The sequence below is a fragment of the Pseudonocardia thermophila genome, assembly GCF_900142365.1.
In the GTDB taxonomy this organism is placed as follows: Bacteria; Actinomycetota; Actinomycetes; order Mycobacteriales; family Pseudonocardiaceae; genus Pseudonocardia; species Pseudonocardia thermophila.
In genome coordinates, this window is record NZ_FRAP01000023.1 from 34,332 (window position 1) to 59,213 (window position 24,882).

Annotated in this window: 23 protein-coding genes; 9 read left to right on the forward strand and 14 right to left on the reverse strand. The window is 73.5% G+C overall.

The features are described 5' to 3' along the window. The first annotated feature begins 41 nt into the window (after nucleotides 1-41). The gene (locus BUE41_RS30480; RefSeq protein WP_143172345.1) at nucleotides 42-2,123 is read left to right on the forward strand and encodes a hypothetical protein; all 2,082 of its coding nucleotides are present in this window, start codon (nucleotides 42-44) and stop codon (nucleotides 2,121-2,123) included. Between the two features lie 333 nt (nucleotides 2,124-2,456). Here BUE41_RS30480 and BUE41_RS25055 read toward each other — a convergent pair whose 3' ends face one another. Both BUE41_RS25055 and BUE41_RS25060 read right to left on the reverse strand, forming a co-directional pair. Further along, entirely contained in the window at nucleotides 2,457-4,094 is a 1,638-nt protein-coding gene (locus BUE41_RS25055; RefSeq protein WP_073459786.1) for a flavin-containing monooxygenase, read from the reverse strand. Between the two features lie 10 nt (nucleotides 4,095-4,104). After that, nucleotides 4,105-5,037 (reverse strand): alpha/beta hydrolase, encoded by a 933-nt coding sequence (locus tag BUE41_RS25060; RefSeq protein ID WP_073459787.1) that lies wholly within the window; start codon nucleotides 5,035-5,037, stop codon nucleotides 4,105-4,107. A gap of 268 nt (nucleotides 5,038-5,305) precedes the next feature. Between BUE41_RS25060 and BUE41_RS25065 the strand changes: the two genes are divergently transcribed. From BUE41_RS25065 to BUE41_RS25075, 3 genes are all read left to right on the forward strand, one after another. Continuing rightward, on the forward strand, nucleotides 5,306-6,370 hold the full coding sequence (locus BUE41_RS25065) for a helix-turn-helix domain-containing protein (protein WP_073459788.1): 1,065 nt from the start codon (nucleotides 5,306-5,308) through the stop codon (nucleotides 6,368-6,370). 234 nt (nucleotides 6,371-6,604) lie between these two features. Beyond that, a complete protein-coding gene (locus BUE41_RS25070) occupies nucleotides 6,605-7,534 on the forward strand; it encodes a serine protein kinase RIO (protein ID WP_073459789.1) in 930 nt (309 codons plus the stop codon). 281 nt (nucleotides 7,535-7,815) lie between these two features. Next, a complete protein-coding gene (locus tag BUE41_RS25075; protein ID WP_073459790.1) occupies nucleotides 7,816-9,069 on the forward strand; it encodes a DEAD/DEAH box helicase in 1,254 nt (417 codons plus the stop codon). A 51-nt stretch (nucleotides 9,070-9,120) separates the two neighbouring features. On the opposite strand, the gene BUE41_RS25080 is transcribed toward BUE41_RS25075, so the two are convergent. After that, nucleotides 9,121-9,615, reverse strand: coding sequence for a LapA family protein (locus BUE41_RS25080; protein WP_200804104.1), 495 nt, complete (start codon nucleotides 9,613-9,615; stop codon nucleotides 9,121-9,123). A 250-nt stretch (nucleotides 9,616-9,865) separates the two neighbouring features. On the opposite strand from BUE41_RS25080, the gene BUE41_RS25085 reads away from it, so the two are divergent. Next, entirely contained in the window at nucleotides 9,866-10,387 is a 522-nt protein-coding gene (locus BUE41_RS25085; RefSeq protein WP_073459791.1) for an NUDIX domain-containing protein, read from the forward strand. A 27-nt stretch (nucleotides 10,388-10,414) separates the two neighbouring features. Further along, nucleotides 10,415-11,791 (forward strand): mycothione reductase, encoded by a 1,377-nt coding sequence (locus tag BUE41_RS25090; RefSeq protein WP_073459792.1) that lies wholly within the window; start codon nucleotides 10,415-10,417, stop codon nucleotides 11,789-11,791. A 72-nt stretch (nucleotides 11,792-11,863) separates the two neighbouring features. Here the strand turns inward: BUE41_RS25090 and BUE41_RS25095 are convergent, their stop codons facing one another. After that, nucleotides 11,864-12,643, reverse strand: a complete 780-nt coding sequence (locus BUE41_RS25095) for a lysophospholipid acyltransferase family protein (RefSeq protein ID WP_073459793.1) — start codon at nucleotides 12,641-12,643, stop codon at nucleotides 11,864-11,866. A gap of 155 nt (nucleotides 12,644-12,798) precedes the next feature. Here BUE41_RS25095 and BUE41_RS25100 point away from each other — a divergent pair, with 155 nt between their 5' ends. Beyond that, complete coding sequence (locus BUE41_RS25100) at nucleotides 12,799-13,611, forward strand: DUF1295 domain-containing protein (protein ID WP_073459794.1); 813 nt, start codon at nucleotides 12,799-12,801, stop codon at nucleotides 13,609-13,611. A gap of 11 nt (nucleotides 13,612-13,622) precedes the next feature. On the opposite strand, the gene BUE41_RS30920 is transcribed toward BUE41_RS25100, so the two are convergent. From BUE41_RS30920 to BUE41_RS32215, 6 genes are all read right to left on the reverse strand, one after another. After that, the gene (locus tag BUE41_RS30920) at nucleotides 13,623-13,778 is read right to left on the reverse strand and encodes a hypothetical protein (protein ID WP_159444963.1); all 156 of its coding nucleotides are present in this window, start codon (nucleotides 13,776-13,778) and stop codon (nucleotides 13,623-13,625) included. Between the two features lie 86 nt (nucleotides 13,779-13,864). Then, nucleotides 13,865-14,731, reverse strand: coding sequence for a type I methionyl aminopeptidase (gene map / locus BUE41_RS25105; RefSeq protein ID WP_073459795.1), 867 nt, complete (start codon nucleotides 14,729-14,731; stop codon nucleotides 13,865-13,867). 41 nt (nucleotides 14,732-14,772) lie between these two features. Then, nucleotides 14,773-15,147 carry a DUF3054 domain-containing protein gene (locus BUE41_RS25110; protein WP_073459796.1) on the reverse strand — a complete coding sequence of 125 codons (375 nt, stop codon included), beginning with the start codon at nucleotides 15,145-15,147 and terminating at the stop codon, nucleotides 14,773-14,775. 157 nt (nucleotides 15,148-15,304) lie between these two features. Then, nucleotides 15,305-17,128, reverse strand: a complete 1,824-nt coding sequence (locus BUE41_RS25115) for a penicillin-binding transpeptidase domain-containing protein (RefSeq protein WP_073459797.1) — start codon at nucleotides 17,126-17,128, stop codon at nucleotides 15,305-15,307. A gap of 55 nt (nucleotides 17,129-17,183) precedes the next feature. Further along, entirely contained in the window at nucleotides 17,184-17,933 is a 750-nt protein-coding gene (locus BUE41_RS25120) for a TetR/AcrR family transcriptional regulator (RefSeq protein ID WP_073459798.1), read from the reverse strand. A 13-nt stretch (nucleotides 17,934-17,946) separates the two neighbouring features. Beyond that, nucleotides 17,947-18,237 carry a hypothetical protein gene (locus BUE41_RS32215; RefSeq protein WP_084755801.1) on the reverse strand — a complete coding sequence of 97 codons (291 nt, stop codon included), beginning with the start codon at nucleotides 18,235-18,237 and terminating at the stop codon, nucleotides 17,947-17,949. A gap of 126 nt (nucleotides 18,238-18,363) precedes the next feature. Between BUE41_RS32215 and BUE41_RS25130 the strand changes: the two genes are divergently transcribed. Both BUE41_RS25130 and BUE41_RS25135 read left to right on the forward strand, forming a co-directional pair. Beyond that, nucleotides 18,364-19,395 (forward strand): ATP-binding cassette domain-containing protein, encoded by a 1,032-nt coding sequence (locus tag BUE41_RS25130; RefSeq protein ID WP_073459799.1) that lies wholly within the window; start codon nucleotides 18,364-18,366, stop codon nucleotides 19,393-19,395. Further along, a complete protein-coding gene (locus tag BUE41_RS25135; protein ID WP_073459800.1) occupies nucleotides 19,392-20,216 on the forward strand; it encodes an ABC transporter permease in 825 nt (274 codons plus the stop codon). The genes BUE41_RS25130 and BUE41_RS25135 overlap by 4 nt, the downstream gene beginning before the upstream one ends. A gap of 8 nt (nucleotides 20,217-20,224) precedes the next feature. Here the strand turns inward: BUE41_RS25135 and BUE41_RS25140 are convergent, their stop codons facing one another. From BUE41_RS25140 to dxr, 4 genes are all read right to left on the reverse strand, one after another. After that, nucleotides 20,225-21,058, reverse strand: coding sequence for a GNAT family N-acetyltransferase (locus BUE41_RS25140; RefSeq protein WP_073459801.1), 834 nt, complete (start codon nucleotides 21,056-21,058; stop codon nucleotides 20,225-20,227). 112 nt (nucleotides 21,059-21,170) lie between these two features. Beyond that, nucleotides 21,171-22,313 (reverse strand): flavodoxin-dependent (E)-4-hydroxy-3-methylbut-2-enyl-diphosphate synthase, encoded by a 1,143-nt coding sequence (ispG, locus tag BUE41_RS25145; RefSeq protein ID WP_073459802.1) that lies wholly within the window; start codon nucleotides 22,311-22,313, stop codon nucleotides 21,171-21,173. Nucleotides 22,314-22,371: 58 nt separating this feature from the next. Further along, nucleotides 22,372-23,670 carry a M50 family metallopeptidase gene (locus BUE41_RS25150; RefSeq protein ID WP_073459803.1) on the reverse strand — a complete coding sequence of 433 codons (1,299 nt, stop codon included), beginning with the start codon at nucleotides 23,668-23,670 and terminating at the stop codon, nucleotides 22,372-22,374. Then, nucleotides 23,667-24,857, reverse strand: coding sequence for a 1-deoxy-D-xylulose-5-phosphate reductoisomerase (gene dxr, locus BUE41_RS25155; protein ID WP_073459804.1), 1,191 nt, complete (start codon nucleotides 24,855-24,857; stop codon nucleotides 23,667-23,669). Before dxr ends, BUE41_RS25150 begins: the two co-directional genes overlap by 4 nt. Nucleotides 24,858-24,882: the final 25 nt, after the last annotated feature.

Below are 24,882 nucleotides of genomic sequence, written 5' to 3' on the forward strand. Positions count from 1 at the left end.
TAACAGCAACCCCAGAAGTCACACGGAGCACGGAGGTCGGCATGACCCGAACAGCGACGCAACGGCTGCGCACAGTGGCCGTCGCCGCCGCGCTCGCGCTGCTCGCCGTTCCGATGGCCACCGCCCCGGCGCACGCGGCGCCCATCGATGCCTGCACCGTGCTGCCGGAACTGGCGGGCATCGTCGGCACCCCGGCGGAGATCGTCCTCGACGACTACCCCACCCCCGCCGAGCCGAGCAGCACCCCGGCCCCCACCACGGAATCCACCACGGAATCCCCCACCGAATCCACCACGGAAGCGGCGACGGGGTCGACGGCGGAGCCTGCCAACGAGCCCACCACCGAGCTCGCTGCCGAGGCGGCCGCGCCGGCGGTCGAGCCGACGGCGGAGCCTGCGCCGGAGCCGACCACCACCGAGCCGACCACCACCGAGCCGACCACCACCGAGCCGACCACCACCGAGCCGACCACCACCGAGCCGACCACCACCGAGCCGACCGCTGCGGAACCGGCCGCGCCTGCGCCCGCCGGAGCTCCGGCGACCGTCTTCGTGCCGGTGCCGGTCTTCGTGCCGGTGCCGATCCTGCTGCCCGTGCCGGTCCCGGAGATGGTCCCGGTCGACCCGGCAGCCGACGGCGCCCGGGTCCCCTGGGCGCCCCCGGCCCCGCCCGCTCCTCCGGCCCCGCCCGCTCCTCCGGCACTGCCCGCTCCTCCGGCACTGCCCAGCCCGCCGGCCCCGCCGAGCCCACCGGTGCCGCCGTCCCCGCCCGCGGCCCCGCAGCCCCCGGCACCCGTGACCACGACGGCGCCCGCCCCGACCACCGCGCCGGCCGCGCCGGTGACCAGTGAACCGGCTGTGCCGACCACCCCTGTGCCGACCACCCCTGTGCCGACCACTGCCCCTGCGGTCGCGGCCCCGTCCGCCACGGCACCGACGGCGACCCCACCCACGACCTCCGCTGCCCCCGCGCCGACCCCTGCCCCGGCGCCCACGACCACTGCTGCCCCGACGACTCCTGCCCCGACGACTCCTGCCCCGACGACTGCTGCCCCCGCGCCGACGGAAGCGCCCGTGACGACGACCCCCGAGCCCGCCCCGACCACCGCGCCGCCGGCGACCACCGCGGCTCCGACCACGCCACCCACCACGACTGCCCCACCGACCACGACTGCCCCGCCGACCACGGAGCCGGGCTACGTCCCGCCCGGGGTGCCCGGCGCGACCGAGCCGCTGCCGCCGTTCTGCGAGGAGAACGACCGCCCGTACTTCAACGCCGCCGACTGGCTGTGGGAGCCGATCCCGCACAACCCGGTGATCGACCCGAAGTCGGCCGGCATGGTCGCGGGGCTGCGCACCGGCGACCACGTCGCCAACATCGGCGACTTCGGCGTCACCTTGCGCGGACCGGACGGCATCACCGCGGAGACCCCGCGCTACAAGGTGGTCTTCTCCCAGACCGGCAGCTGGGGCCCCGACCCGTTCGGCGGGCAGACCATGCCGATCCCGCCGAACACCCCGCTCGCGCCCGGCTCGGACAAGCACCTGGCCGTCGCAGACCCCACGACGAACCTCGTGTTCAACCTCTGGATGGCCGAGCCCGCCGGCTCGTTCTGGCGCGCGGGCTGGGGCGCGATGGTGCCGCTCGACGGCGACGGCCGCGAGATCAACGGCAGCTCCACCGGCTCCGGCATCGCCCGGTTCGCCGCGGTCGTGCGCGAGTCGGAGATCGCGGCGGGTGAGATCCCGCACGCGCTGTTCTTCTCCACGAACATGGCCGCGCGCGGTGAGTACCGCTACCCCGCCACGAAGACCGACGGCAGCAACATGACCGGGATGCCCACCCCCATCCCCGAGGGCGCCCGCGTCCAGCTCGACCCGAGCATCGACGTCGACTCGCTGCCGGGCCTGACCCGCGCCGAACGGACCGTCGCGAAGGCGCTGCAGAAGTACGGCGCCTACGTCGGCGACAACGGGGGCGCCCGGATGGCGTTCCTGTTCGAGTACGTGCCGGGCAGCTCGGTCTACGCCGAGAACGGCCTGCACGGCAGCTACGGGAGCCTGAACAACATCCCCTGGGACAAGCTGCGGGTCCTCGCCAGCTGGGACGGCCGAGCCGGCTGAGCCGGTTGAGCTCGCCGGTTGAGCTCGCCGGTTGAGCACAGACACGAGACGGGCACCGGTGAAGACCACCGGTGCCCGTCCGTGTGATGGCACAACCACCAGGCGACTCACCAGGCCGCGAGCCGCGGTCCGGCGACGGAGGAGCCGGCCGCAGTCAACGCGAGCGGCCGTCGCCGAGTTGCGGAGGAGGCGCGCAGTGCCCTCGGCGGAACGACGAGCGGGCACGAGCACCGGGGGAGCAACTCGGCGACTCACCAGGCCGCGAGCCGCGGTCCGGCGACGGAGGAGCCGGCCGCAGTCAACACAGTCCGGCGACGAATCAGCCGGCCGCAGTCAACGCTGCAGGACGAAGCCCTCGTACCCGTTGCGCGCGACCTCGTCGCACTTCTTCCGGTACTCCCCCACCCCGCCGGCGTACGGCATGAACACCCGTGGTTTGCCGGGCACGTTCGCGCCCATGTACCACGAGTTCGCCTTCGGGTAGAGCGTCGCGCTCGCGACCTCGTTGACGTGGTCGACCCAGGCGTCCTGCGCCTCGGGCTGCGGCTCGATCGTCGTGAGCCCCTGCGCCCGCAGGTGCTCGATCGCGTCGCAGACCCAGTCGACGTGCTGCTCGATCGACACGATCATGTTGGACAGCACCGACGGGCTGCCCGGCCCGGTGATCATGAACAGGTTCGGGAACCCGGCCGTGCCGATGCCGAGGTAGGTGCGCGGGCCGGCGCTCCACGTCTCGGCGAGGGACGCCCCGCCGCGGCCGCGGATGTCGACCTTGGTCAGCGCCCCGGTCATCGCGTCGAACCCGGTCGCGTAGACGATCGCGTCGAACTCGTACTCGCGCGCCTCGGTGCGGATCCCCCGCGGGGTGATCTCGACGATCGGCTCCCGGCGCAGGTTGATCAGCGAGACGTTCGCGCGGTTGTACGTCTCGTAGTAGCCGGTGTCCAGGCACGGCCGCTTGGTGCCGACCGGGTAGTCCGGGCAGAGGTCCTCCGCGGTCTGCGGGTCCTCGACGATCGCCTTGATCTTGCCGTGGATCCAGCGCTTCGCGACGTCGTTGGCCTCCTGGTCGATGGTGAGGTCGGTGTAGGCGGTCAGCAGGTTCACCAGGCTGCCGCTCTCCCACGCCTGTTCGAAGACCGCGTTGCGCTCCTCCTCGGAGGCCTCGAGCACCGACTTCGTGGGGATCGCGGTGGGCACGCCGAACCCGGACTCCTGCTGCTCCTTGCGGTAGGCCCGGTAGCGGGCCTTCATGTCCGCGATCTCCTCGACGGTCAGCTTCCGGTTGCGCGCCGGCAGGCTGTACGCGGGCGTGCGCTGGAAGACCGTCAGGTGCGCTGCCTGTTCGGCGATGACCGGGATGGATTGCACCCCCGACGAACCGGTGCCGATGATGCCGACCCGCTTGCCGGTGAAGTCGACGTCCTCGTGCGGCCAGTGCGCGGTGTGGTAGGTCGCGCCCTCGTACGTCTCGAGACCGGGGATCTCCGGCAGCTTCGACGCCGATAGGCAGCCGGTCGCCATGACGAGGTACTGCGCGGTGACGGCGTCGCCCTGGTCGGTCCGCACCTGCCACGTCTTCGCGGCCTCGTCGTAGTGCGCCGCGGTGACGGCGGTGCGGAACACGATGTCGCGGCGCAGATCGAACCGGTCGGCGACGTGGCGGGCGTAGGCGAGGATCTCCGGCTGGGTCGGGTAGCGCTCCTGCCATTCGAAGCGCTGCTCCAGGTCGGGATCGAACGAGTACGAGTAGGCCAGGCTCTCGACGTCGACGCGGGCGCCCGGGTAGCGGTTCCAGTACCAGGTGCCGCCCACGTCCGTGCCCTTCTCGAACACGACGGCGGACAGGCCCGCCAGGCGCAGCTCGTGCAGCAGGTACATGCCGGCGAAACCGGCGCCGACCACGACCACGTCGACGGTGCCGGGCACTTCGCGGCGCTCGGCGGCGGTGGGTTCTGCGGTGCTGGTCATCGTCGTCCCCTCAGGCCTGCGCCGCGGCGAGCTCGTCGATCGCGGCCACGACGTAGTCGATGCCCGCCGCGCTGCCCGGCAGGACGTTGACCATCGTGAAGAACCCGTGCATCTGCCCCTCGAACCGACGGTGCTGCACCGGCACCCCGGCCCAGGCCAGCCGGCGGGCGTAGGCCTCGCCCTCCTCGCGCAGCACGTCGTGCTCCGCGGTGAGGACGACGGCGGGCGGCAGCCCGGACAGGTCCTCGGCCGTGATCGGGGATGCGTCCGGCTCGGCGCGTGCCGCCGGATCGGGCACGTAGTGGTCCCAGAACCAGATCATCGCGTCACGGGTGAGCATGAGCTGGTTCTCCGGGTCGACGTAGGTCTCGTTGTCGAAGTCGGCGTCGGTCACCGGGTAGACGAGCACCTGCAGGTCGATGGCCGGGCCACCGGCGGCCTTCGCCCGCTGCGCCATGATCGCGCTGAGGTTGCCGCCCGCGCTGTCGCCCGCGATGACCAGCGGGCCGTTCGGTGCGAGGGCGGCCCGGTTGGCGGCCACCCACTGCAGCGCCGCCCACGAGTCGTCGACGGCGACGGGGTAGCGGTGCTCGGGCGCCAGCCGGTAGTCGACGAGCACGGTCGTGAAGCCGGTGCGCTCGGCGAGGATGCGGCCGAGGGTGTCGAACTCGTCGATCGCGCCGATCACCCAACCGCCGCCGTGGTAGTAGACGAGCACGCCGCGGGGGTCCTCGACCGGCGTGAGCACGCGGACGGCGATCTCCCCGCCGTCGACCGGGACCTGCAGGTCCCGCACCTGCTTCATCTGGGGGCCTGCGCCGTAGAGACCGCGCAGCATCGCGCCGAGGCCGCGGGCCTCCTCGGGCGTCATCTCGTGCAGCGCCTTCCCGCCGGACTCGGCCATCTGGGCCAGGAACGCGGACGTCGCTTCGTCCAGTGCCATGCACATCACCTCGGTGTGAGTGGGCGGACACGGCCGCGCCGCAGCGCGCGGCGACGGACCGGGGAACACGGCCCGCGGAACGGGGCCGGAGTGAAGGGGACGGAGTGAAGGGGACGGGTCGAGCATCACCCGGCCCGGTGACGGGGGTCACCGGTCAAACGGCGCGCATAAGTAGCCAACTGGCACCCTGATGCGTCCTTCTCCCGCAGGTACCGCGCATGCGAACCTGGATCGGTCGGGTCGGCGCTGACGCGGCGGGAGGACGTGGATGACGTTATCCGACCTGCCGGTCGGGCGGATCGAGACCCTGCGCTTCCTCGACGACCTGCTCGTGCGCCACCCGCCGGTGGAGGAGGCGATCGCCGAGGTCGCCCGCCGGTTGGACCGCGTCGTCGCGATCGAGACCACCCGGTCCCGGGCCGTCGTCGCGTGCCCGCTCGCCGGGATGACGACGCACTGGCCCCGCGACGTCGCCGTCGAGGCCACCCCGCGCGGCGTGCGGATCGCCCTCGGCCCGCCCGCGCACCCCGACGATCCTCTGCTGATCGAGCGCCTCGCCGTGCTCGCGATCGTGCTGCTGGACCGGGAGGCGCTGACCGTCCCGGCCCGGTCGGAGGCCGAGCAGGTGGCGCTGCTGATCGACCGGACCGCGAGCCCGGCTCGGCGCAACCAGGCCCTGCTCGGACTCGGCCTGCACCCGACGACACCGCTGCGCGCGTTCACCGCGGCCGGTCCGGAGCGGACCCTCGCGGCGTTCACCGCCGCCCTGTCCGCCACCGGCACCCGTGTGCTGGCGACGACCAGGGCCCGCACGACCGTGCTGCTGCGCATCAGCGGCGTCGACGACATCGACCGGCTGGACGTGCCCCGCGGCCTGCAGGTCTCGGTGAGCCGCGTGCATCCCGCGAGCGCGGCGCCGCGGGCCCGCCGGGAGGCCGACGGGGCGTTCCGGTTCACCCAGCCCAGCCCGCGCGACCGGGGCCCGTACCCGATCGAGGAGGGCGTGCTGGTCCGCACCGAGGTCGTCAACGGCTACGACATCCTCGCCGACGCGCTCACGCCCGAGCAGATCTCCCGCATCGGCGACGTCCGCGCGCTCGACGAGGTGCTCGCGGTGGGCGGCGCGGACATGCTCTCGACCCTCGACGTGGTCGCCACCGGATCGATCAGGAGGGCGGCGCGCTCGCTGCGGGTGCACCACAACTCGGTGCTGCACCGGGTCGCGCAGGCCGAGCGGCTGCTCGGCTTCGGCCTCAACGACGCCTACGGCCGCAATCGGCTCTTCCTCGCGCTCACCCTGCGGCGGATCCGCCAGACCCACGGCATGGTGTGACAGCGGGTTGTGACAGCGGGGTGCGACGGGAGGGCGGGAAATCCGGTTGCCCGCTGCGAGCCGGTCGAGCACGATCGACCGGTCCGTGCTCCGCAGGGAGGTGTGCGCTGTGTCGACCGCTGTCGCCGACGTGTGCCCGCACCGTCCCCGTTCCTCCCCGCGCTGACTCACTCCTCCTGCTGCGCGGGCCGCACACCTGGAGCACAACCCGCGTTGTCCCGTTACGACTCACGCATGTCCGCACGTCGTCGGCGCTTCGACGACGATGATCCCGAGTACCGCCCTCACCGCCGCGGCCCCGTCGACGTCTCCGACTGGGACGAGCGCGGCGACACCGACATCGACGGCCCGCCCGAGGGTGATCGCTGGTCCACCTGGGACGGCGCCACCCACGGGCCGCGGCCCCGGCCCGCCTGGGTGATCACCGAGCACGGCGCCGTCGACACCGAGCTGGGCGTCCTCAAGACCGGCAAAGAGGCCGACGTCCATCTCCTGGAACGCCGGGTGCCGGGCACGGACCGGCGCGTCCTGCTCGCCGCCAAGCGCTACCGCGCCGCCGAGCACCGGCTCTTCCACCGCGACGCCGGCTACCTCGAAGGACGGCGGGTACGCCGCTCCCGCGAGATGCGCGCGATGACCAACCGCACCGCGTTCGGCCGCGACCTGCTCGCCGGACAGTGGGCCGGCGCGGAGTTCGCCGCGCTCTCGGTGCTGTGGGCGGACGGCCTGCCGGTGCCCTACCCCGTCTCCTGCGACGGCACCGAGGTGCTGCTGGAGTTCCTCGGCAGCACCGATCCCGAGACCGGCGAGACCGCCGCGGCGCCCCGCCTGGCGCAGCTGCGGCCGGGCCCCGACGAGCTGGCCGATCTGTGGCGCCAGCTCACCGAGGCCCTGCACGGGCTGGCCCGGCGCGGCTGGGCGCACGGTGACCTGTCGGCGTACAACCTGCTCGTCGAGCCGGGCGCCGGAGCCGGGCGTCTGGTGCTGATCGATCTGCCGCAGGTCGTCGACATCGTCGGCAACCCCAACGGGCCGCAGTTCCTGGCTCGCGACGTGGCCCGCATCGCTGAGTGGTTCAGGGCCCGCGGCCTGCCCGACCACCTCGCAGATCCCGATGTGCTGCTGGTGGAGCTGGCCGAGGAGGCGGGCATCACCCCGCGGTGATCGTGTGGCGGGCCGGGCGCCGGGGTACGTTGGCAGCAGCGCCCGGCCCGCACTCCGCGGCGGCGCCGCTGCGGTCCCCCGCAGCTCACCATCGATCGGCGCTCAGGCGCCGCGGGCTCTTCCGCCGGAGCACGGCGTGCCGAGAGCCCCCAACCGGAGGTCTCGTGCCGTCCCCCACCGGCCGCCGTGGCACACGCCCGGCCGCCACCCGCCCCCGCAGGTCCCGCCCGGCCGCACCTGCTCCCACGTCCGCACCGACCTGGACCGCGCCCCCGGCAGGCATGCCGTCCTTCGCCGAGCTCGGCCTGCCCGCCGCGCTGGTCACCGCGCTGGCCGAGCAGGGCTTCACCACCCCGTTCCCGATCCAGGCCGCCGCGCTGCCCGACTCGCTCGCCGGCCGGGACGTGCTCGGCCGCGGCCAGACCGGCTCCGGCAAGACGCTCGCGTTCGGGCTGGCGCTGCTCTCCCGGCTCGCCGGCACTGGCCCCACCGCACCGCGGTCCCCGCGCGGGCTCGTGCTCGTACCGACCCGCGAGCTGGCCCAGCAGGTCGACGACGCGCTCGCACCGTTCGCGGCCGCACTGCGGCTGCGCACCGCGGTCGTCGTCGGCGGGCTGCCGTTCACCCGGCAGGCCGGCGCGCTCGAGCGCGGCGTGCACCTCGTCGTGGCGACGCCGGGCCGGCTCACCGACCACCTCCAGCAGGGCACGGCCGATCTCGGCGCGGTGGCCGTCACCGCGCTCGACGAGGCCGACCGGATGGCCGACATGGGGTTCCTCCCCCAGGTCCGGGCGATCCTCGACCGCACACCGGCGGACGGGCAGCGGTTGCTGTTCTCCGCCACCCTCGACGGCGCCGTCGGTGCGCTCGTCGCCCGCTACCTCAGCGATCCCGTGACGTGCTCAGTGGCACCGCCCACCGGGTCGGTCGCCACGATGGAGCACCACCTGCTGCACGTGGAGCGCGACGCCAAGCCGCGCGTCGTCGCCGAGATCGCCGCCCGCGACGGCCGCACGATCCTGTTCGTGCGGACCAAGCACGGCGCGGACCGGCTGGTCAAGCAGCTGCGCCGGCAGGGCGTCGGGGCGGCGGCGCTGCACGGCGGCAAGGCGCAGAACGCGCGCACCCGCGCCATCGAGGCGTTCCGCTGCGGGAGCGTGCCCGTGCTGGTCGCTACCGACGTCGCCGCCCGCGGCATCCACGTCGACGACGTGGGGCTGGTCGTGCACGTCGATCCCCCGGCGGACCCGAAGGACTACCTGCACCGCGCCGGGCGCACCGCCCGCGCGGGCGGCTCCGGCGTCGTCGTCACGCTGGTGACGCCCGAGCAGCGCGCGGACGTCGACCGGATGACCCGGGAGGCCGGCATCCGCCCGGCCTGCGCGGAGGTCCGGCCGGGGGCGGCGGAGCTGGTGCGGATCACCGGCGCCCGGCCGCCGTCCGGGGAGCCCGTGGCCGCACCGGTCACGCCTGCACCGCCTGCACGGCGGCGCACCGCGGCCCGCAGCGGGCGGCGGCGGCGAGTCGCGGCCTGACGCTGCACGGATGTGGCGCAGGTGCGGCGTGGTGCTGCGTGGTGCTGCGGCTCAGCGCTTCGCGCGCTGCGCCTTCGTCGCGAGCCGGCGCAGCTGCCAGATCCGCAGGCCACCGGGTATCGCGACGAGCAGCAGCCCGGCGATGGCCGACAGCAGCATCGCCACCCCGACCGGCAGCTCCCCCACCAGGCCGAGGAAGTGGATCTGCACAGGCGCCAGGTTCTGCAGGATGAACACGAGCAGGACCAGCAGGACCAGCGCCGAGAGGATCAGCCCGAGGTAGAGCCCGCCGGTGCGGGTGCGCTGCACGTGCGGCCGCGCCGGGGCGGTGGGCGGTACCGGAACGGTCGGCGGATCCTCCTGCGGCGGCCGGGCCGGCCGCAGGTTCGGGTCGGTGGCCGGCTCGGACGACGGGGGCCGCACGTCGCGCACCACCGGCAGACCCGGGTGGGTCTCGGGGTCGGCGTGCGGATCCTCCGGCCCGACGTTGCCGATCAGCGGCCGGTCGGGATCCCGGGGCATCGCCCGCGTCGGGTCCTCGGTCATCGTGTCCATCCTTGCTCGTGGCCTGTCCGCGCGGAGTATCCCGTAACGGGGCGGCGACGGCGCGCAACACCACCCGGTGGAGCGCCGCGAGTCCGGGGGCGGCGGGTCCGGGTGCGGACCCCGCTGGCCCCGCCCTGGTTCTTCGAACGGCACTGTCGTCAGCAGTGGTGCTCACGAAGGGCCGTTCGCGGAAGATCCCGAGGCATGATCCTTTCGACCGCTGGCATCGATCCCCGACGGAGGCCCGGCCGTGCACTGCGTCCACTGCGGCACCGCGTTCCCGCAGCCGCTGACCTCACCGCGCACCTGCGTCGCCTGCGGCCGCACCACCTGGGACAACCCCGTCCCGGTGGTGGTCGTGCTGGTGCCGGTGCCCGGGCCCGGCCTGCTCGTCGTGCGCCGCGGCATCGATCCCGGCTGCGGTCGGCTCGCCCTGCCGGGCGGCTTCCTGGAGGCGCACGAGACCTGGCAGGAGGGCGCGGTGCGGGAGGTGCGCGAGGAGACCGGCGTCGAGCTGGACCCGGCGACGCTGAAGCCGGCGGCGTTCGCCTCGACGACGCCGCGGCCCGACCGGGTGCTGCTGTTCGCCGAGGCACCCGCTGTGGCGGAGCTGCCCCCGTTCACCCCGGACGCGGAGACCGCGGAGCGCGGCGTCGTGCTCGGCCCCGGCGGGCTGGCCGACGAGTTCGCCTTCGATCTGCACGCCGCCGCGGCCGCACGCTTCTTCGCCGCCCGGGGAGTGACCGGGCCCTCGTCCTTCCGGCCGGGCTGATCGAGGCTGGACGGTTAACCTCGGATCGTGCGGCACCACGATCTCGTCATCCTCGGCACCGGCTCGGGTAACTCGATCGTCGACGACCGGTTCGCCGATCTCGACGTCGCCATCGTCGAGCACGGGGTGTTCGGCGGCACCTGCCTCAACGTCGGCTGCATCCCCACCAAGATGTTCGTGCTGCCCGCCGATCTCGCCGAGTACGCGCGTGAGGCCGCCCGCCTCGGCGTCGACGAGTCCGTGGACAAGGTGCGCTGGCTCGACATCCGCGACCGCGTGTTCGGCCGCATCGACCCGATCGCGTCGGCGGGCCGGCAGTACCGGATCGACCTGCCCTACGTCACCGTCTACGAGGGGCACGCCCGCTTCACCGGCCCGCACACGCTGGCCGTGCAGCGCACCGACGGGACCGGGACCGACGAGATCAGCGCCGACCGGATCGTGGTCGCCGCCGGTGGCCGGCCCGTGATCCCGCCGGTGATCGAGCGCAGCGGCGTCGGCTACCACACCTCCGACACGATCATGCGGATCGAGGCCGTCCCCGAGCGGCTCGTGATCGTCGGCGGCGGCTACATCGCCACCGAGTTCGCGCACGTCTTCGGCGCGTTCGGCGCGCACGTGACGCTGGTGGTGCGCGGGCCGGAGCTGCTGCGCGACCACGACGCCACCGTGCGCGAACGGTTCACCGCGCTGGCCCGCGAGCGCTGGGAGGTGCGGCTGGGCACCGAGGTCACGGCCGCGCGCGAGCAGGGTGGCGTCATCACCCTCGACCTGACCGACGGCACGACGATCGAGGCCGACACCCTCCTCGTCGCCACCGGCCGCCGCCCCAACACCGACCTGCTCGACGTCGACCGCGCCGGGTTGGCCGTGCACGACGACGGCCGCCTCGTCGTCGACGACCAGCAGCGCACCACCGTCGACGGGGTCTGGGCGCTCGGCGACATCTGCTCGCCGTACCAGCTCAAGCACGTCGCCAACCACGAGGCCAGGGTGGTGCAGCACAACCTGCTGCACCCGGAGGACCCGCGCCGCTCCGATCACCGGTTCGTCCCGCACGCGGTGTTCACCCATCCGCAGATCGCCGCCGTCGGGCGCACCGAGGAGCAGTGCCGCGCCGAGGGCCTCGACATCACGGTCAAGGTCCAGGAGTACGGCGACGTCGCCTACGGCTGGGCGCTGGAGGACACCACCGGCTTCTGCAAGCTCATCGCCGACCGCGGCACCGGGCAGCTGCTCGGTGCGCACATCATGGGCCCGCAGGCCGCGTCGATCATCCAGCCGGTGATCCAGGCGATGTCGTTCGGGCTGCCAGCGCGGGAGATGGCGACCGGGCAGTACTGGATCCACCCCGCGCTGCCCGAGGTCGTGGAGAACGCGCTGCTGGGGCTGGACGTGCCCTGAGCGGGCGCTGGGGAGAGCCCGGGGCGGCTGCTGAGTCAGGCAGCGCGATCAGGGAGCGCGATCAGAGCGCGATCAACTCGCCTTGCGGGCTGCGTCCGGGTCGTAGGCCTGTGCGGGCGGCTCCTCACCCCGCAGCTGCGCCACCAGCTTCGTCACGTCCGCCATGATCGCCGCGGTGGCGGCGTCGAGGGCGGAGCGGGTGCGCGGGCCGCCGCGCCACTTCTCCAGGTCGACCGGGGGGCCGGCCGCGACGAGCACCCGCTTGCGCGGGAACGGCTTGAGCCGCCCGTCCGGGGGCAGCAGGTCCTGGCTGCCCCAGTTCGCGACGGGGATGACCGGAGCACCGGTCATCAGCGCGATGCGGCCGATCCCGTTCTTCGACTTCATCGGCCAGAAGTCAGGATCACCGGTGTAGGTGCCCTCCGGGTAGAACACGACGACCTCGCCGCGCTCCAGCGCCGCCACGGCCTCCTTGAACGCGTCGGCGGCCCGCACGCTCTCCCGCTGCACGGGCACGTGCTTGCCGCCGCCGAGGACCCGGCGCACGATCGGCACCTTCCACAGCTCGGCCTTGGCCAGGAACCGCGGCATGCGCCCGTTGGCGATCACGAACGCCACGTCGTAGATCGGGTCGCACCCGGACACGTGGTTGCACGCCAGCAGCACGCCCCCGGTCTTCGGGATGTGCTCGCCGCCGCGGAAGCCCACCTTCACCCCGAACATCGCGAACGGCCAGAGCACGGTGATCGCCAGCCCGTACCAGAAGCCGCAGTCCGACCAGCGGCGGCGGAAGCTCAGCACCAGCTTCTGCCAGAACGTCAGCAGCGGCACCCGTGCCGGTGTGTCGGTCATCTGTTCCTCTCCGTCGCGGTCGCGGGCCCGGACCGCCGTATCCTCCCCCGGACGGGGACGATGGTCGTCGGTAGGGCTACGGACCGCCCAGAACAGTGTGACCTGCGTCCCACCCGCTGCTCCGCTGCGCGATCACGACCTGCCAGAGTGTCGCCATGGGCTACCCGTGGGACGCGCTCGCCACCAACCTGTGGATCACCGCGATCGTCGTTGTCGTCGTCTTCGGCCTGGCCCTCGCCGTCGCGGTGGGCCTGCGCGGCGGGCGGCACGACGGCGTCGACGTGGCGTGGGGGCTCGTGCACGCGGCCGTCGCCGTCACCACGCTGATCGCCTCCGCCGGCCACGGCGAGGACTGGCGCCGCTGGTTGATCACGGTGCTGACGTGCATGTGGGGACTGCGCCTGGCGGGCTACCTCGCCCTGCGCAACCACGGCGTGCCCGAGGACCGCCGCTACGCCGCGATCCGACAGAGCGCGCCGGGCAACCCCACCGCGTACGCGCTGCGCAAGATCTACGTACCGCAGGCGGTGATCGCGTGGATCGTGTCGCTGCCGGTGCAGCTGGGTCAGTACGGGTTCGCCACCGGGGTGTGGCCGGTCGTCGTCACCGTGCTCGGCGTGCTCGGCTGGCTGGTCGGGTTCGTGTTCGAGACCGTCGGCGACGCCCAGCTGGTCCGGTTCCGCGCCGATCCGGCCAATCGCGACGAGGTGCTCGACACCGGGCTGTGGCGCTACACCCGCCACCCGAACTACTTCGGCGACGCGGCCGTCTGGTGGGGACTCGCGCTGCTCGCCCTGCACCACTTCGCCGGGCTGATCGGCCTGCTCGGCGCCGCGCTGATGACGTGGCTGCTGATCAAGGGCACCGGGGCCGCGCTGCTGGAGCGCCGCATCCGCGACCGCCGCCCCGGCTACGCCGAGTACGTGCGCCGGACCAGCGGGTTCTTCCCGATGCCACCGAGGAAGTGATCGTCGCCGGGTCAGCCGGCTTCGGCGAGGAGTGCGGCGACGGCGTCGGGGTACTCGTCGGCGAGCGCGCGGACCAGATCGGGCCGGTCCTCGGCGACGGCCTCGTTCACGCGGGTGGTGTAGTAGTCGGCCAGTTCCTGCAAGCGGGTGGTGACGTCGGTGCTCACATCTTCAGTCAACGCGGCCGACGACGGCGCCATTACCACCGTCGACGCAGGTCACAGTGGGTTGCGCCACGATCACCGGTCGGTGATCACGACTCCGGAGTCGGCGTGAGGATCTCCACACCGTCGTTGGTGACGAGCACGGTGTGCTCGAACTGGGCGGTGCGCTTGCGGTCCTTGGTCACCACGGTCCAGCCGTCGTCCCAGATGTCGTACTCGACCGTGCCGAGGGTGATCATCGGCTCGATCGTGAACGTCATCCCGGGCTCCAGCACCGTGCGCACGCTCGGCTCGTCGTAGTGCAGCACGACCAGCCCGCTGTGGAAGCTGCGGCCGATGCCGTGGCCGGTGAAGTCGCGCACCACGCCGTAGCCGAAGCGGCGGGCGTAGGACTCGATCACCCGGCCGATGACGTTGAGCTCGCGCCCGGGCCGCACGGCCTTGATCCCGCGCATCATCGCCTCACGGGTGCGCTCGACGAGCAGCCGCGACTCCTCGTCGACCTCACCGGCGAGGAACGTGGCGTTGGTGTCGCCGTGTACGCCGTGGATGTAGGCGGTGACGTCGATGTTGACGATGTCCCCGTCCTCGATCACGGTCGAGTCGGGGATGCCGTGGCAGATGACCTCGTTGAGGCTCGTGCAGCACGACTTCGGGAAGCCCTTGTAGCCGAGCGTCGACGGGTAGGCGTGGTGGTCGAGCAGGCACTCGTGCACCACGCGGTCGATCTCGTCGGTGGTGACGCCCGGCCGCACGGCCGCCCCGCCCGCCGCCAGCGCCTCCGCGGCGATGCGCCCGGCGATCCGCATCTTCTCGATGATCTCCGGAGGCTGCACCCACGGGTCGTTGCTCTTCGTGGGGCCGGGCCTGCCCACGTACTCGGGGCGCGGGATGTCCGCCGGGACGGGCCGCGGCGGGCCGACGACCCCAGGCGTGAGCAAGGTGCGGGAGGGCATGGCGCCCAGTCTATGCGCGGCGCGCGGCAGCCCCGAGCGGCTCAGCCGACGCGATCGATCGCGCGGCGCGCCACCGCCATCGACAGCGCCCGCCAGCCCACGAGCAGCACGACCAGCGCCACCGACGCGACCAGTACGAACGACAGCGGTAGCCGGCCGAGGAAGATCGCCCGCAGCGCGAACCCGACCACCGCGGTGACGGCGAACACCACCGCGCCCGACGTCAGGCTCGGCGGATCCGCGCGCACGTACGGGGTGGCCCAGGCGACCGCGAGCCCGGCCAGGAACGGCGCGCCGGTGGCGAGCAGCCCGGCGATCTCGAACGCCTCGGCGTGGCTGGACCGGCCGACCCCGGCGAACACGAGCACGGCCACGACGTCGGCGAGGGCGGCGAGCAGGGGGATCCGGCGGTCCACGGAGTACCACGTTAGCCCAGTGCAGGCCGGGCGAGCGGGCGCAGGGACGTGGGCCTGACCTCAGGCGCAGGTGCGCGGCGACGCGGGCGACGGCACGGCGGGACGCAGCTCCCCGGTCCAGCGAGCGCACCCTGGACCTGGTCTCAGGGTGGGGTCGCTACCGCTCCGCCGCCTCGAGGAACCGCGCCGCCACCTCCACGGCCGGCGCCGAGCTCCCCGCGTCCACGACCAGCACCGCGAAGGCGACGTCGCCCCGGTAGCCCGCGAACCATCCGTGCGCCCCGCGCCGCCCCTGCTGCTCGAACTCGGCGGTGCCGGTCTTGCCGTACACCTCCCCCGAGCCGGCCAGCCGAGTGGCCGTCCCCTCCGTGACGACGGCCCGCATCAGCGCGCGCACCTGGTCGAGCACCGCGGGATCGGGCTCGGTGGCGGGCACGGAGACGAGCGTGGGCCGGCCGCGGATCAGCTGCGGCACCACCGGGGCGCCGTGCGCGACGGTCGCCGCGACCAGCGCCATCCCGAACGGGCTGGCGAGGACCCGGCCCTGGCCGAACCCGTTCTCGGCGCGCAGGACCTCGTCTGCGGTGGCGGGCACCGAGCCGGTCACGGTGACGATGCCGGGGATCGTGTAGTCGGCGCCGAGCCCGAGCGTTCGCGCCGCGGTGGGCAGCGCGTCCGCCCCCAGCTCCGCGCCCAGCTGGGCGAACGTGGTGTTGCACGAGCGGGCGAACGCGGTGCGCAGCGACACCGTGCCCAGGTCGAAGCGGTCGTCGTTGGGCACGGCCCGCCCGCCGATCACGGTCTGCTCCGGGCACGGGACGGGCGAGTCCGCGGTGAGCCCCCGCGCGCCGACGGCAGCCGCCGCGGTCGCGATCTTGAACGTGGAACCGGGCGGGTAGCGGCCGGTGAGCGCCAGCGCACCCGCGAGGTCGGCCGCCCCGTTCTGGGCGACGGCGAGCACGTCCCCCGTCGACGCCGAGACGGCCACGAGCATCGCCTGCTGCGGCAGCGGCTCGACGGCGTCCTCCGCCGCCGCCTGCAGCGTGCGGTCGAGCCCGGTGGAGACCGCGGTTCCGGGCTTGGGTGGCTGCTCGACCAGCGTTTTCACGGTCGTGCCGGCCTCGTCTACGACGCGCACCGCCCACCCGGGCACCCCCTCGAGCTGTGCGGCCATCTCCGTGCGCACTCCGGGCAGCACCTGCTGACCGAACGCCGGTGCCGGGCCGAGCAGCCGGTCGGAGCTGGTGAACCGCACCCCCGGCAGATCGTGGATAGCGCTCTTGACCCGCTCGTAGTCCGGCCGGCGCAGCACGGCGACGGGGTACGCCTGCCCGTCCGGGGTGCGCGCCGCGCCCTGGGTGATCGATTCCTGGGTGATCCGGTCGTCGATGGTCCGCAGTGCGGCGGCGAGCGCGCCGGTGACGGCGGGCAGGTTCCCGGTGGCCGTGCGGTCGAGCAGCACGGTCACCACGGGCGTGGCGGTGAGCAGCGGCGCCCCTTCCCGGTCGAGCACCGGCCCGGGCTCGGCGGGTGTCGTCGAGAACGCGAGCCGCTGGCGCGCGCCGAGATCGGGGTGCACCACGGACGGTGCCCAGCGCACCAGCCATCCGTGCTCGGTGTCCGGTGCGGCCACGAGATCGATCGAGCCGAGGTACTGCCAGGTGCGGTCGGGGCCCAGCGTCCAGGTCACGTCGATCGACGCGGTGGCGCGACCGGTCGCCTCGCGCACCTGCCCGACGGTGACGGAGAGCCCGGTCGGCGCCAGGGCCTCGCGGGTGCGGCGCAGCACCGCGGCCGCGGCGGACGGGTCGTCGGTGAGCGCGGCGGCCGCCTGGTCGTCGCCCGCCGTCCACGCCCGCGCGAACTCCTCCGCGGCGTCGCCCGCCTTGCTGCCCAGCAGGCCGCAGCCGGCTGCGGTGGCCAGCACGAGGAGGGCGGAGAGCAGGAGAGCGAGCAGGGCGGTGGACGTCCGGGCGCGCATCGGGGCGAGTATGCCGAGCGGTGCGCTCCCCCGGCAGGCCGCCACGCCGCCGGGTTCAGCCGCGCCGGCGGGATTCCACCAGGGCGGCGACGCCGTCGAGGATCCGCTCCAGCCCGAAGGTGAGCGTGTCGTAGGTGCCGTCCCACACGCCGGCCTCACCCAGCCGGTCCATGATCGGCATCCGGCCCGGCGGCAGCGCGGCGGACAGGACCTCGGTGTGCACCTTCCACCACTCGTCGTCGCTCACCCCGGTGCGCCGCGCGGCCTCCCGCTCCTCGACGGTGGTGCGCGCCAGCCCCGTCACGAACGAGCTGACGGTGATGACGACGCCGATCATCTCGTGCTCGTCGAGCCCGATGCCGTCCAGGTAGCGCAGCGTGAGCTCGGTGGACTGCATGGCGTTGGGCCCGAGCATCGGCCGGCCCTGCGGGATGTCCAGCAGCCACGGGTGGCGCAGGAACGTCGCCCACTGCAGCCGCGCGGCGTGCTCCATCTTCGCCCGCCAGTCGCCCTCCGCGGCCTCGAGCGCCGGGAGGTCCTCGGCGTAGACCGCGTCGACCATCAGGTCCATCAGCTCGGCCTTGCCCGGCACGTACCGGTAGAGCGACATCGCCCCGGCCCCGAGCTCACTCGCGACCCGGCGCATCGACACCGCGGCCAGGCCCTCCGCGTCGGCCACACCGATCGCGGCACGCACGATCCGCTCCAGGGACAGGCTCTGCCGCGGCCCGCGGGCGGGCTCGGGCACGCCGTGCCAGAGCAGCGTGAGGGTCCGCCGCAGGCCGGCACCGGACTCGGAGGTCATGGCGACACCGTATTCAGGGTCGCACCCGCACCACGACCTCGCCGTCGGTCACCCGCTCGACGGTGATGCGCAGCCCGCCCGCCTCGGTCTCGACACCGACGGGCAGGGCGATCTGCTGGCCGGCGATCTCCAGGCGGGCCGTGCCGGTGCGCACCTCCACCAGCCGGGCCTCGACGCCGAGCAGCGACACCGACACGGTGCCGCCGCGCGGGAAGGTCACCGTGCAGCCGCCCGGCCCGCACTCGGTGCGCGTGCCCTGCCCGCCGCAGCCCGCGACCACGAGGACCGCCAGCAGAACGGACATCAAGGACGTAACGGCGCGGTGCTTCACGGGGCCCGAGCCTACGGAGGCGCGGGCGCCGCTCGACGTCGACCACAAAACAAAGTACGGTGTACGCATGTCGTACACCGTACTCAGTTTGGAGGTCCTGTGACCACCGCCGTGCAGGCCGTCGGGCTCGGCCACTCGTTCGGCGACAAGACCGTCCTCGACGGGCTCGACCTGGCGGTCCCCGCGGGCACCGTCTGCGCGCTGCTCGGTCCCAACGGCGCCGGCAAGACCACCACCGTCCGCATCCTCACCACGCTGCTGCGTCCGCGGCGCGGCCGCGCCACCGTGGCCGGTGTCGACGTGGTCGCCGACCCGGCCGGGGTCCGTCGCCACATCGGGCTCACGGGGCAGGCCACCACCGTCGACGACGTGCTCACCGGCCGGGAGAACCTCGTGATGTGGGGCAGGCTGTTCCACCTCGATCGGCGCACCGCCCGCCGCCGCGCTGACGAGCTGCTCGAGCGCTTCGGCCTGACCGAAGCCGCCGACCGGCGCGTGAAGGACTACTCCGGCGGCATGCGCCGGCGCCTGGACATCGCCAGCAGCCTGGTGCTGGCGCCGCGCGTGTTCTTCCTCGACGAGCCCACCACCGGGCTCGATCCGCGCAACCGCGGCGAGGTGTGGGCGGCGCTGCGCGGGCTCGTCGCCGACGGCACCACCGTCCTCATGACCACCCAGTACCTCGACGAGGCCGACCAGGTCGCCGACCAGGTCGTCGTCCTCGACGAGGGCCGCAAGGTCGCCGAGGGCACCCCAGCCGGACTCAAGTCGCTGCTCGGCGGCGACCGGCTGTCCGTGCAGGTGCGGGAGGCGGCTGAGCTGCCGGCCGTGGCGGACCTGCTCGCCCGGGTGACCGGCGCCGAACCGGAGCACGACCGGGCGCAGCTGCGGGTCGGTGCGCCCGTGCGGGACCGCGTCGCCGCGCTCACCGCCGTCGTGCGCGCCCTCGACGACGCGATGCTCGCCGTCGACGACATCTCGATCCGCCGGCCCACCCTCGACGAGGTGTTCCTGCACCTCACCGGCCGGCGCACCACCGAGGCAGAGACCACACCGGCAGAGACCACACAGGCAGAGACCACCGGCCGGACGACTGGCGAGAACCCGACCGCAGAGGAGGTGCCCGCATGACCACCCTCGTCGCACCCGCGCCGGGATCGGCCCTGCGCTGGCTCGCGGCCGACTCCTGGACCATCGCCAAGCGCGATCTCGTGCACTGGGTCCGCAACCCGACCGCGATCGTCTTCGGGGTCACGTTCCCGGTGATGTTCGTGCTGCTGTTCGGCTACGTGTTCGGCAGCGCGATCTCGGTGCCCGGAGGCGGCGACTACCGGGAGTTCCTCATGCCGGGCATGTTCGCCCAGGCGATGATCAGCGGCGCGGCCTCCACCGTCGCGATCGTGTCGACCGACCGGGCCCGCGGGGTCACCGACCGGTTCCGCTCGATGCCCGTCTCCCGGGGCGCCGCGCTGGTCGGGCGCAGCATCGCCGACCTGTGCAACTCGGCGCTGGAGCTGACGGTGCTCGTCGTCTGCGGGCTGCTCGTCGGGTGGGTCACCCGCACCGGCCCGTTGGCGGTGCTGGCCGGGATCGGTGTGCTGTTCCTGATGCGGTTCGCGATGATCTGGGTCGGCATCTTCCTCGGGCTGATCGTGAGCCCGGAGGCGGCCGGGATGGCGTGGGCGCCGATCTTCCCGCTGTCGATGGTGGCCAACACGTTCGTCTCGCCGGAGCAGATGCCCGCCTGGCTGGGCACGATCGCCGAGTGGAACCCGGTGTCGGCGACCGCCGGTGCCGCCCGGATCCTGTTCGGCAACGCGGGCGCGGTCACCGCCGGGACCGCGAGCTGGCCGGCGCAGAACGCGCTGGTCCTCGCCGTCCTGTGGCCACTGCTGATCGTGGCGGTCTTCCTGCCGCTGGCAGTGCGCCGCTACGCCCGCGCGGCGCGTTAGAACGGGTGTCAGAACAGGATCGTCGCGAAGCTGCCGACCTGAGTGAACCCGATCTTGCGGTACACGGCGCGGGCGGTGTGGTTGAAGCTGTTGACGTAGAGGCTCGCGATCCGCCCGAGCGCGGCGAGCCGGTCGGCGACCGCGGCCGTGCCCGCCACGCCCAGCCCGCGGCCGCGGTAGGCCGGGTGCACCCACACGCCTTGGATCTGCCCGACCCGGGCGGACAAGGCACCGATCTCGGCCTTGAACACCACCTGGCCGTGTTCGAACCGGGCGAACGCCCGCCCCGACGCCACCAGCTCGGCGACCCGTGCGCGGTAGCCGGCCCCGCCGTCGCCCGCGCACGGGTCGATGCCCACCTCCTCGGTGAACATCGCGATCGCGGCGGGCAGGTAGGCGTCGAGCTCCTCGGGCCGCACCTCGCGCACGAGCGGATCGGGGGTCACCGCGGGCGGCCCGGCCAACACCATCAGCGGCTGGTCGTCGCGGATCTCGCGGGCAGGTGCCCAGTACGCCGCCAGCTCCTCCCACAGCGGCAGCACCAGCTCCTGCCGGCCCACCACCGACGAGCAGGTCCGGCCGTGCCGGCGGGCGCGATCGGCGAACAGCCGCATGACGTGGCGGTCGCCGCGCAGCGGGACCAGGTTCGCCCCGGAGAAGCACAACCCGTCGAAGCGGGAACCGACCCCCCACAGCTCGCCGCCCAGACGCCAGGGATCCAGACCGGCCACCTCGACGCGCGCCGCGACCATGCAGGTGGCCACCGGATCGTCGTCCAGGACCGCGCGGACCCCTACTCGGTCGCGATCATCGAGGAGCCGCGCACCGGCGACACGTAGCACCCTCCTACGGTGCCACAACGACCGCCGAGGCGGTACGACGGGATCGCCGGACGGTACCGACCGGCCGGGTGCGGGTTCGGGCGAGGCGGGGGCCGGGGGCTTCAGCACCGGTTCACCCGACGGTGACCTGAGGAGTGCCCTCTCCCCCGACCGAGCCGGCGATCTTCATGGCCTCCTCGATGAGGGTCTCCACGATGGCGTGCTCCGGGACGGTCTTGATGACCTCGCCCCGGACGAAGATCTGGCCCTTGCCGTTGCCGGAGGCGACGCCCAGATCGGCCTCGCGCGCCTCGCCGGGACCGTTCACCACGCAGCCCATGACGGCGACGCGCAGCGGCACCTCCAGGCCGGTGAGCCCCGCGGTGACCTCATCGGCGAGCTTGTAGACGTCGACCTGGGCGCGGCCGCAGGACGGGCAGGAGACGATCTCCAGCTTGCGCGGGCGCAGGTTCAGCGACTGCAGGATCTGCGAGCCGACCCGGATCTCCTCGACCGGCGGAGCCGACAGCGAGACCCGGATGGTGTCGCCGATGCCCTGGCGCAGCAGCGCCCCGAACGCGACCGCGGACTTGATGGTGCCCTGGAACGCCGGACCGGCCTCGGTGACACCGAGGTGCAGCGGGTAGTCGCACTGCTCGGCGAGGAGCTCGTAGGCCCGGATCATGACGACCGGGTCGTGGTGCTTGACCGAGATCTTGATGTCGTGGAAATCGTGCTCGGCGAACAGGCTGGCCTCCCACAGCGCCGACTCGGCCAGCGCCTCCGGGGTGGCCTTGCCGTACTTGGCCAGCAGGCGCTTGTCCAGCGAGCCCGCGTTGACGCCGATGCGGATCGGGGTGCCGTGGTCCTTGGCCGCGGCCGCGATCTGCTTGACCTGGTCGTCGAACTTGCGGATGTTGCCCGGGTTCACCCGCACACCGGCGCAGCCGGCCTCGATGGCGGCGAACACGTACTTGGGCTGGAAGTGGATGTCGGCGATGACCGGGATCTGCGACTTCGCCGCGATCGCCGGCAGCGCGTCGGCGTCGTCCTGGCTCGGGCACGCCACACGCACGATGTCGCAGCCCGCCGCGGTCAGCTCGGCGATCTGCTGCAGCGTCGCGTTGACGTCGGCGGTGACCGTGGTGGTCATCGACTGCACCGAGATGGGGTGCTCGGAGCCGACCCCGACGGACCCGACCTGCAGCTGGCGGGTGGGCCGGCGCGGGGCCAGTGCCGGCGCGGGCGGGGTGGGCATGCCCAGGGAGACGCTCACGGGGCCCAGTATCCCCCTGCCCCGGCGCGGACGTCGCCGAGCGTGCCCGGGAGCACTGCTACTGCTGGACGAGCGTGACCGGGTTGATGATGTCGGCCACGAACAGCAGCCCGCTCCACGCCACGAAGATCAGCGCCACCACGTACGAGACGGGCATCAGCTTGGCCACGTCGACCGGGCCGGGATCGGGCTTGCCGCGCAGCTTCGCGATCCGCCGCCGGGCGGCCTCCCACAGCGCCGGGAAGATCTGGCCGCCGTCCAGCGGCGGGATCGGCAGCAGGTTGAACAGGAACAGCGAGATGTTCACCAGCGCCAGCAGCCGCAGGAAGATCGAGATCTCGGCCTTGACGGGCAGGTCCATGTCGAGGATCTCCCCGCCCAGCCGGGACGCGCCGACCACACCGACCGGGCCCTCGCGGTCGCGCTCCTCGCCGAGGAACACCGCGCCGAACAGGCCGGGCACCCGCTGCGGCAGCCCCACGATCGCCTCGCCGGTGCGGGCGAGGACCCCGCCGATCTCGTCGACGACCGCGCCGAAGCTCTGCGGCTCGTAGAACGTCACCGGGGACAGACCGAGGAAGCTGCCCTCGACGATCTTCTCCGGGTCGTCCAGGTCGGGCAGCTCGGTGGTGATGAGCGTGGGCCGCAGCTCGATCTGCCGCCCGTCGCGCTCGACGACGACCGACACCTCACCGCTGGCCGTGCGGATGTCCCGCTGCAGCTGCGACCACTCGTCCGGCGCGTAGGTGCGGCCCTGGAAGGCCACGATCCGGTCGCCCGCCTGGAACCCGGCGGCCGCCGCCGGGGTGAGCGGGGCGTCAGGCGGGCACTCCGACGTGGTCGCCGTCGCCGGCACGACGCACTTGGAGACCGCGCTGACCGTGGTGCTGGTGCCGGTCGGCAGCCCGATCACCATCAGCGAGAACGTGAAGATCGCGACGGCCAGCACAAGGTTCATGAACGGGCCGGCGAACATCACGACCACCCGCTTCCACGGCGCCCGCGTCCAGAACTGCCGGTCGGCATCCTCCGGACGGACCTCGGCCGCCGACTGGCTGCGCACGTCGTCGATCAGGCTCTGGAACGGGCCGGTGCGCTTGGTCCGCCCGAGCACGCCCTCGCCCTTCGCGGGCGGGATCATCCCGATCATGCGGATGTAGCCGCCGAGCGGGACGAGCTTGATGCCGTACTCCGTCTCGCCGCGGCGGACCGACCAGATCGTGCGCCCGAACCCGACGAAGAACTCCGGCACCTTGATGCCGAACTTCTTCGCGGCCACGAGGTGGCCCAGCTCGTGCCAGGCGACCGAGAGGAGGATGCCCACGAAGAACAGGACGATCCCGAGCACGGTCATCATGAGGTCACTCCAGCTCCGGCCAGCTCGCGGGCGCGCGCACGGGCCCAGTCCTCGGCGGCCGCCACGTCGTCCACGGTAGCGGGATCGCCCCGCCAGCCGTCCGCGGCACCGATGACGCGCTCGACGACGTCGGTGATGTCGGTGAACCGGATCCGCCCGGCGACGAACGCGGCCACCGCCTCCTCGTTGGCGGCGTTGAACACCGCCGGCACGCACCCGCCCGCGGTCCCGGCCGCCCGGGCCAGCCGCACGCCGGCGAACGTCTCCTCGTCGAGCGGTTCGAACGTCCAGCTCTGCGCGGTGTCCCAGGAGCACGCGGCGGCGGCCCCGGCGATGCGGTCCGGCCAGCCCAGCGCCAGCGAGATCGGCAGCACCATGTCCGGCGGGCTGGCCTGCGCGAGCGTGGAGCCGTCGGTGAAGGTGACCATGGAGTGCACGATCGACTGCGGGTGCACCACCACGTCGATCCGGTCGTAGGGCACGCCGAAGAGCAGATGGGCCTCGATGACCTCCAGGCCCTTGTTGACCAGCGTGGCCGAGTTGATCGTGATGACCGGGCCCATGTCCCAGGTCGGATGGGCCAGCGCCGCCTCCACGGTGACGTCGGCCAGCTCGGCGCGGGTGCGGCCGCGGAACGGTCCGCCCGACGCCGTGACGACCAGCCGCGCCACCTCGCTCGCCCGCCCGCCGCGCAGGCACTGCGCCAGCGCCGAGTGCTCGGAGTCGACCGGCACGATCTGGCCGGGCGCGGCCGCGGCGAGCACCAGCGGTCCGCCCGCGACCAGCGACTCCTTGTTGGCCAGCGCGAGCCGCGCCCCCGCCTGCAGCGCGGCCAGGGTGGGCCGCAGCCCGACCGACCCGGTGATGCCGTTCAGCACGATGTCCACACCCGGTGCGCCGGCGAGCTCGGCGGCCGCGTCCGGCCCGGCGAGGACCTCCACCCCCGGCAACGCCTCGCGGACGGCGGCAGCGGCGTCGGCGCGGGCCACCGCCACGCGTGGCACCCGGTGGGCGCGGGCCTGCTCGACCAGCAGCCCGACGTCACCTCCCCCGGCGGCCAGGCCGGCGACCCGGTAGGCGTCCGGGTGCCGGGCGATCAGGTCCAGCGCCTGCGTGCCGATCGAGCCGGTCGAGCCGAGCACGGTGACGGTGCGCTGGTCTGCGGGGGCGGGCGGTGTCTCGGGCATCGCCTCACATCATCCTCGCCCCCTC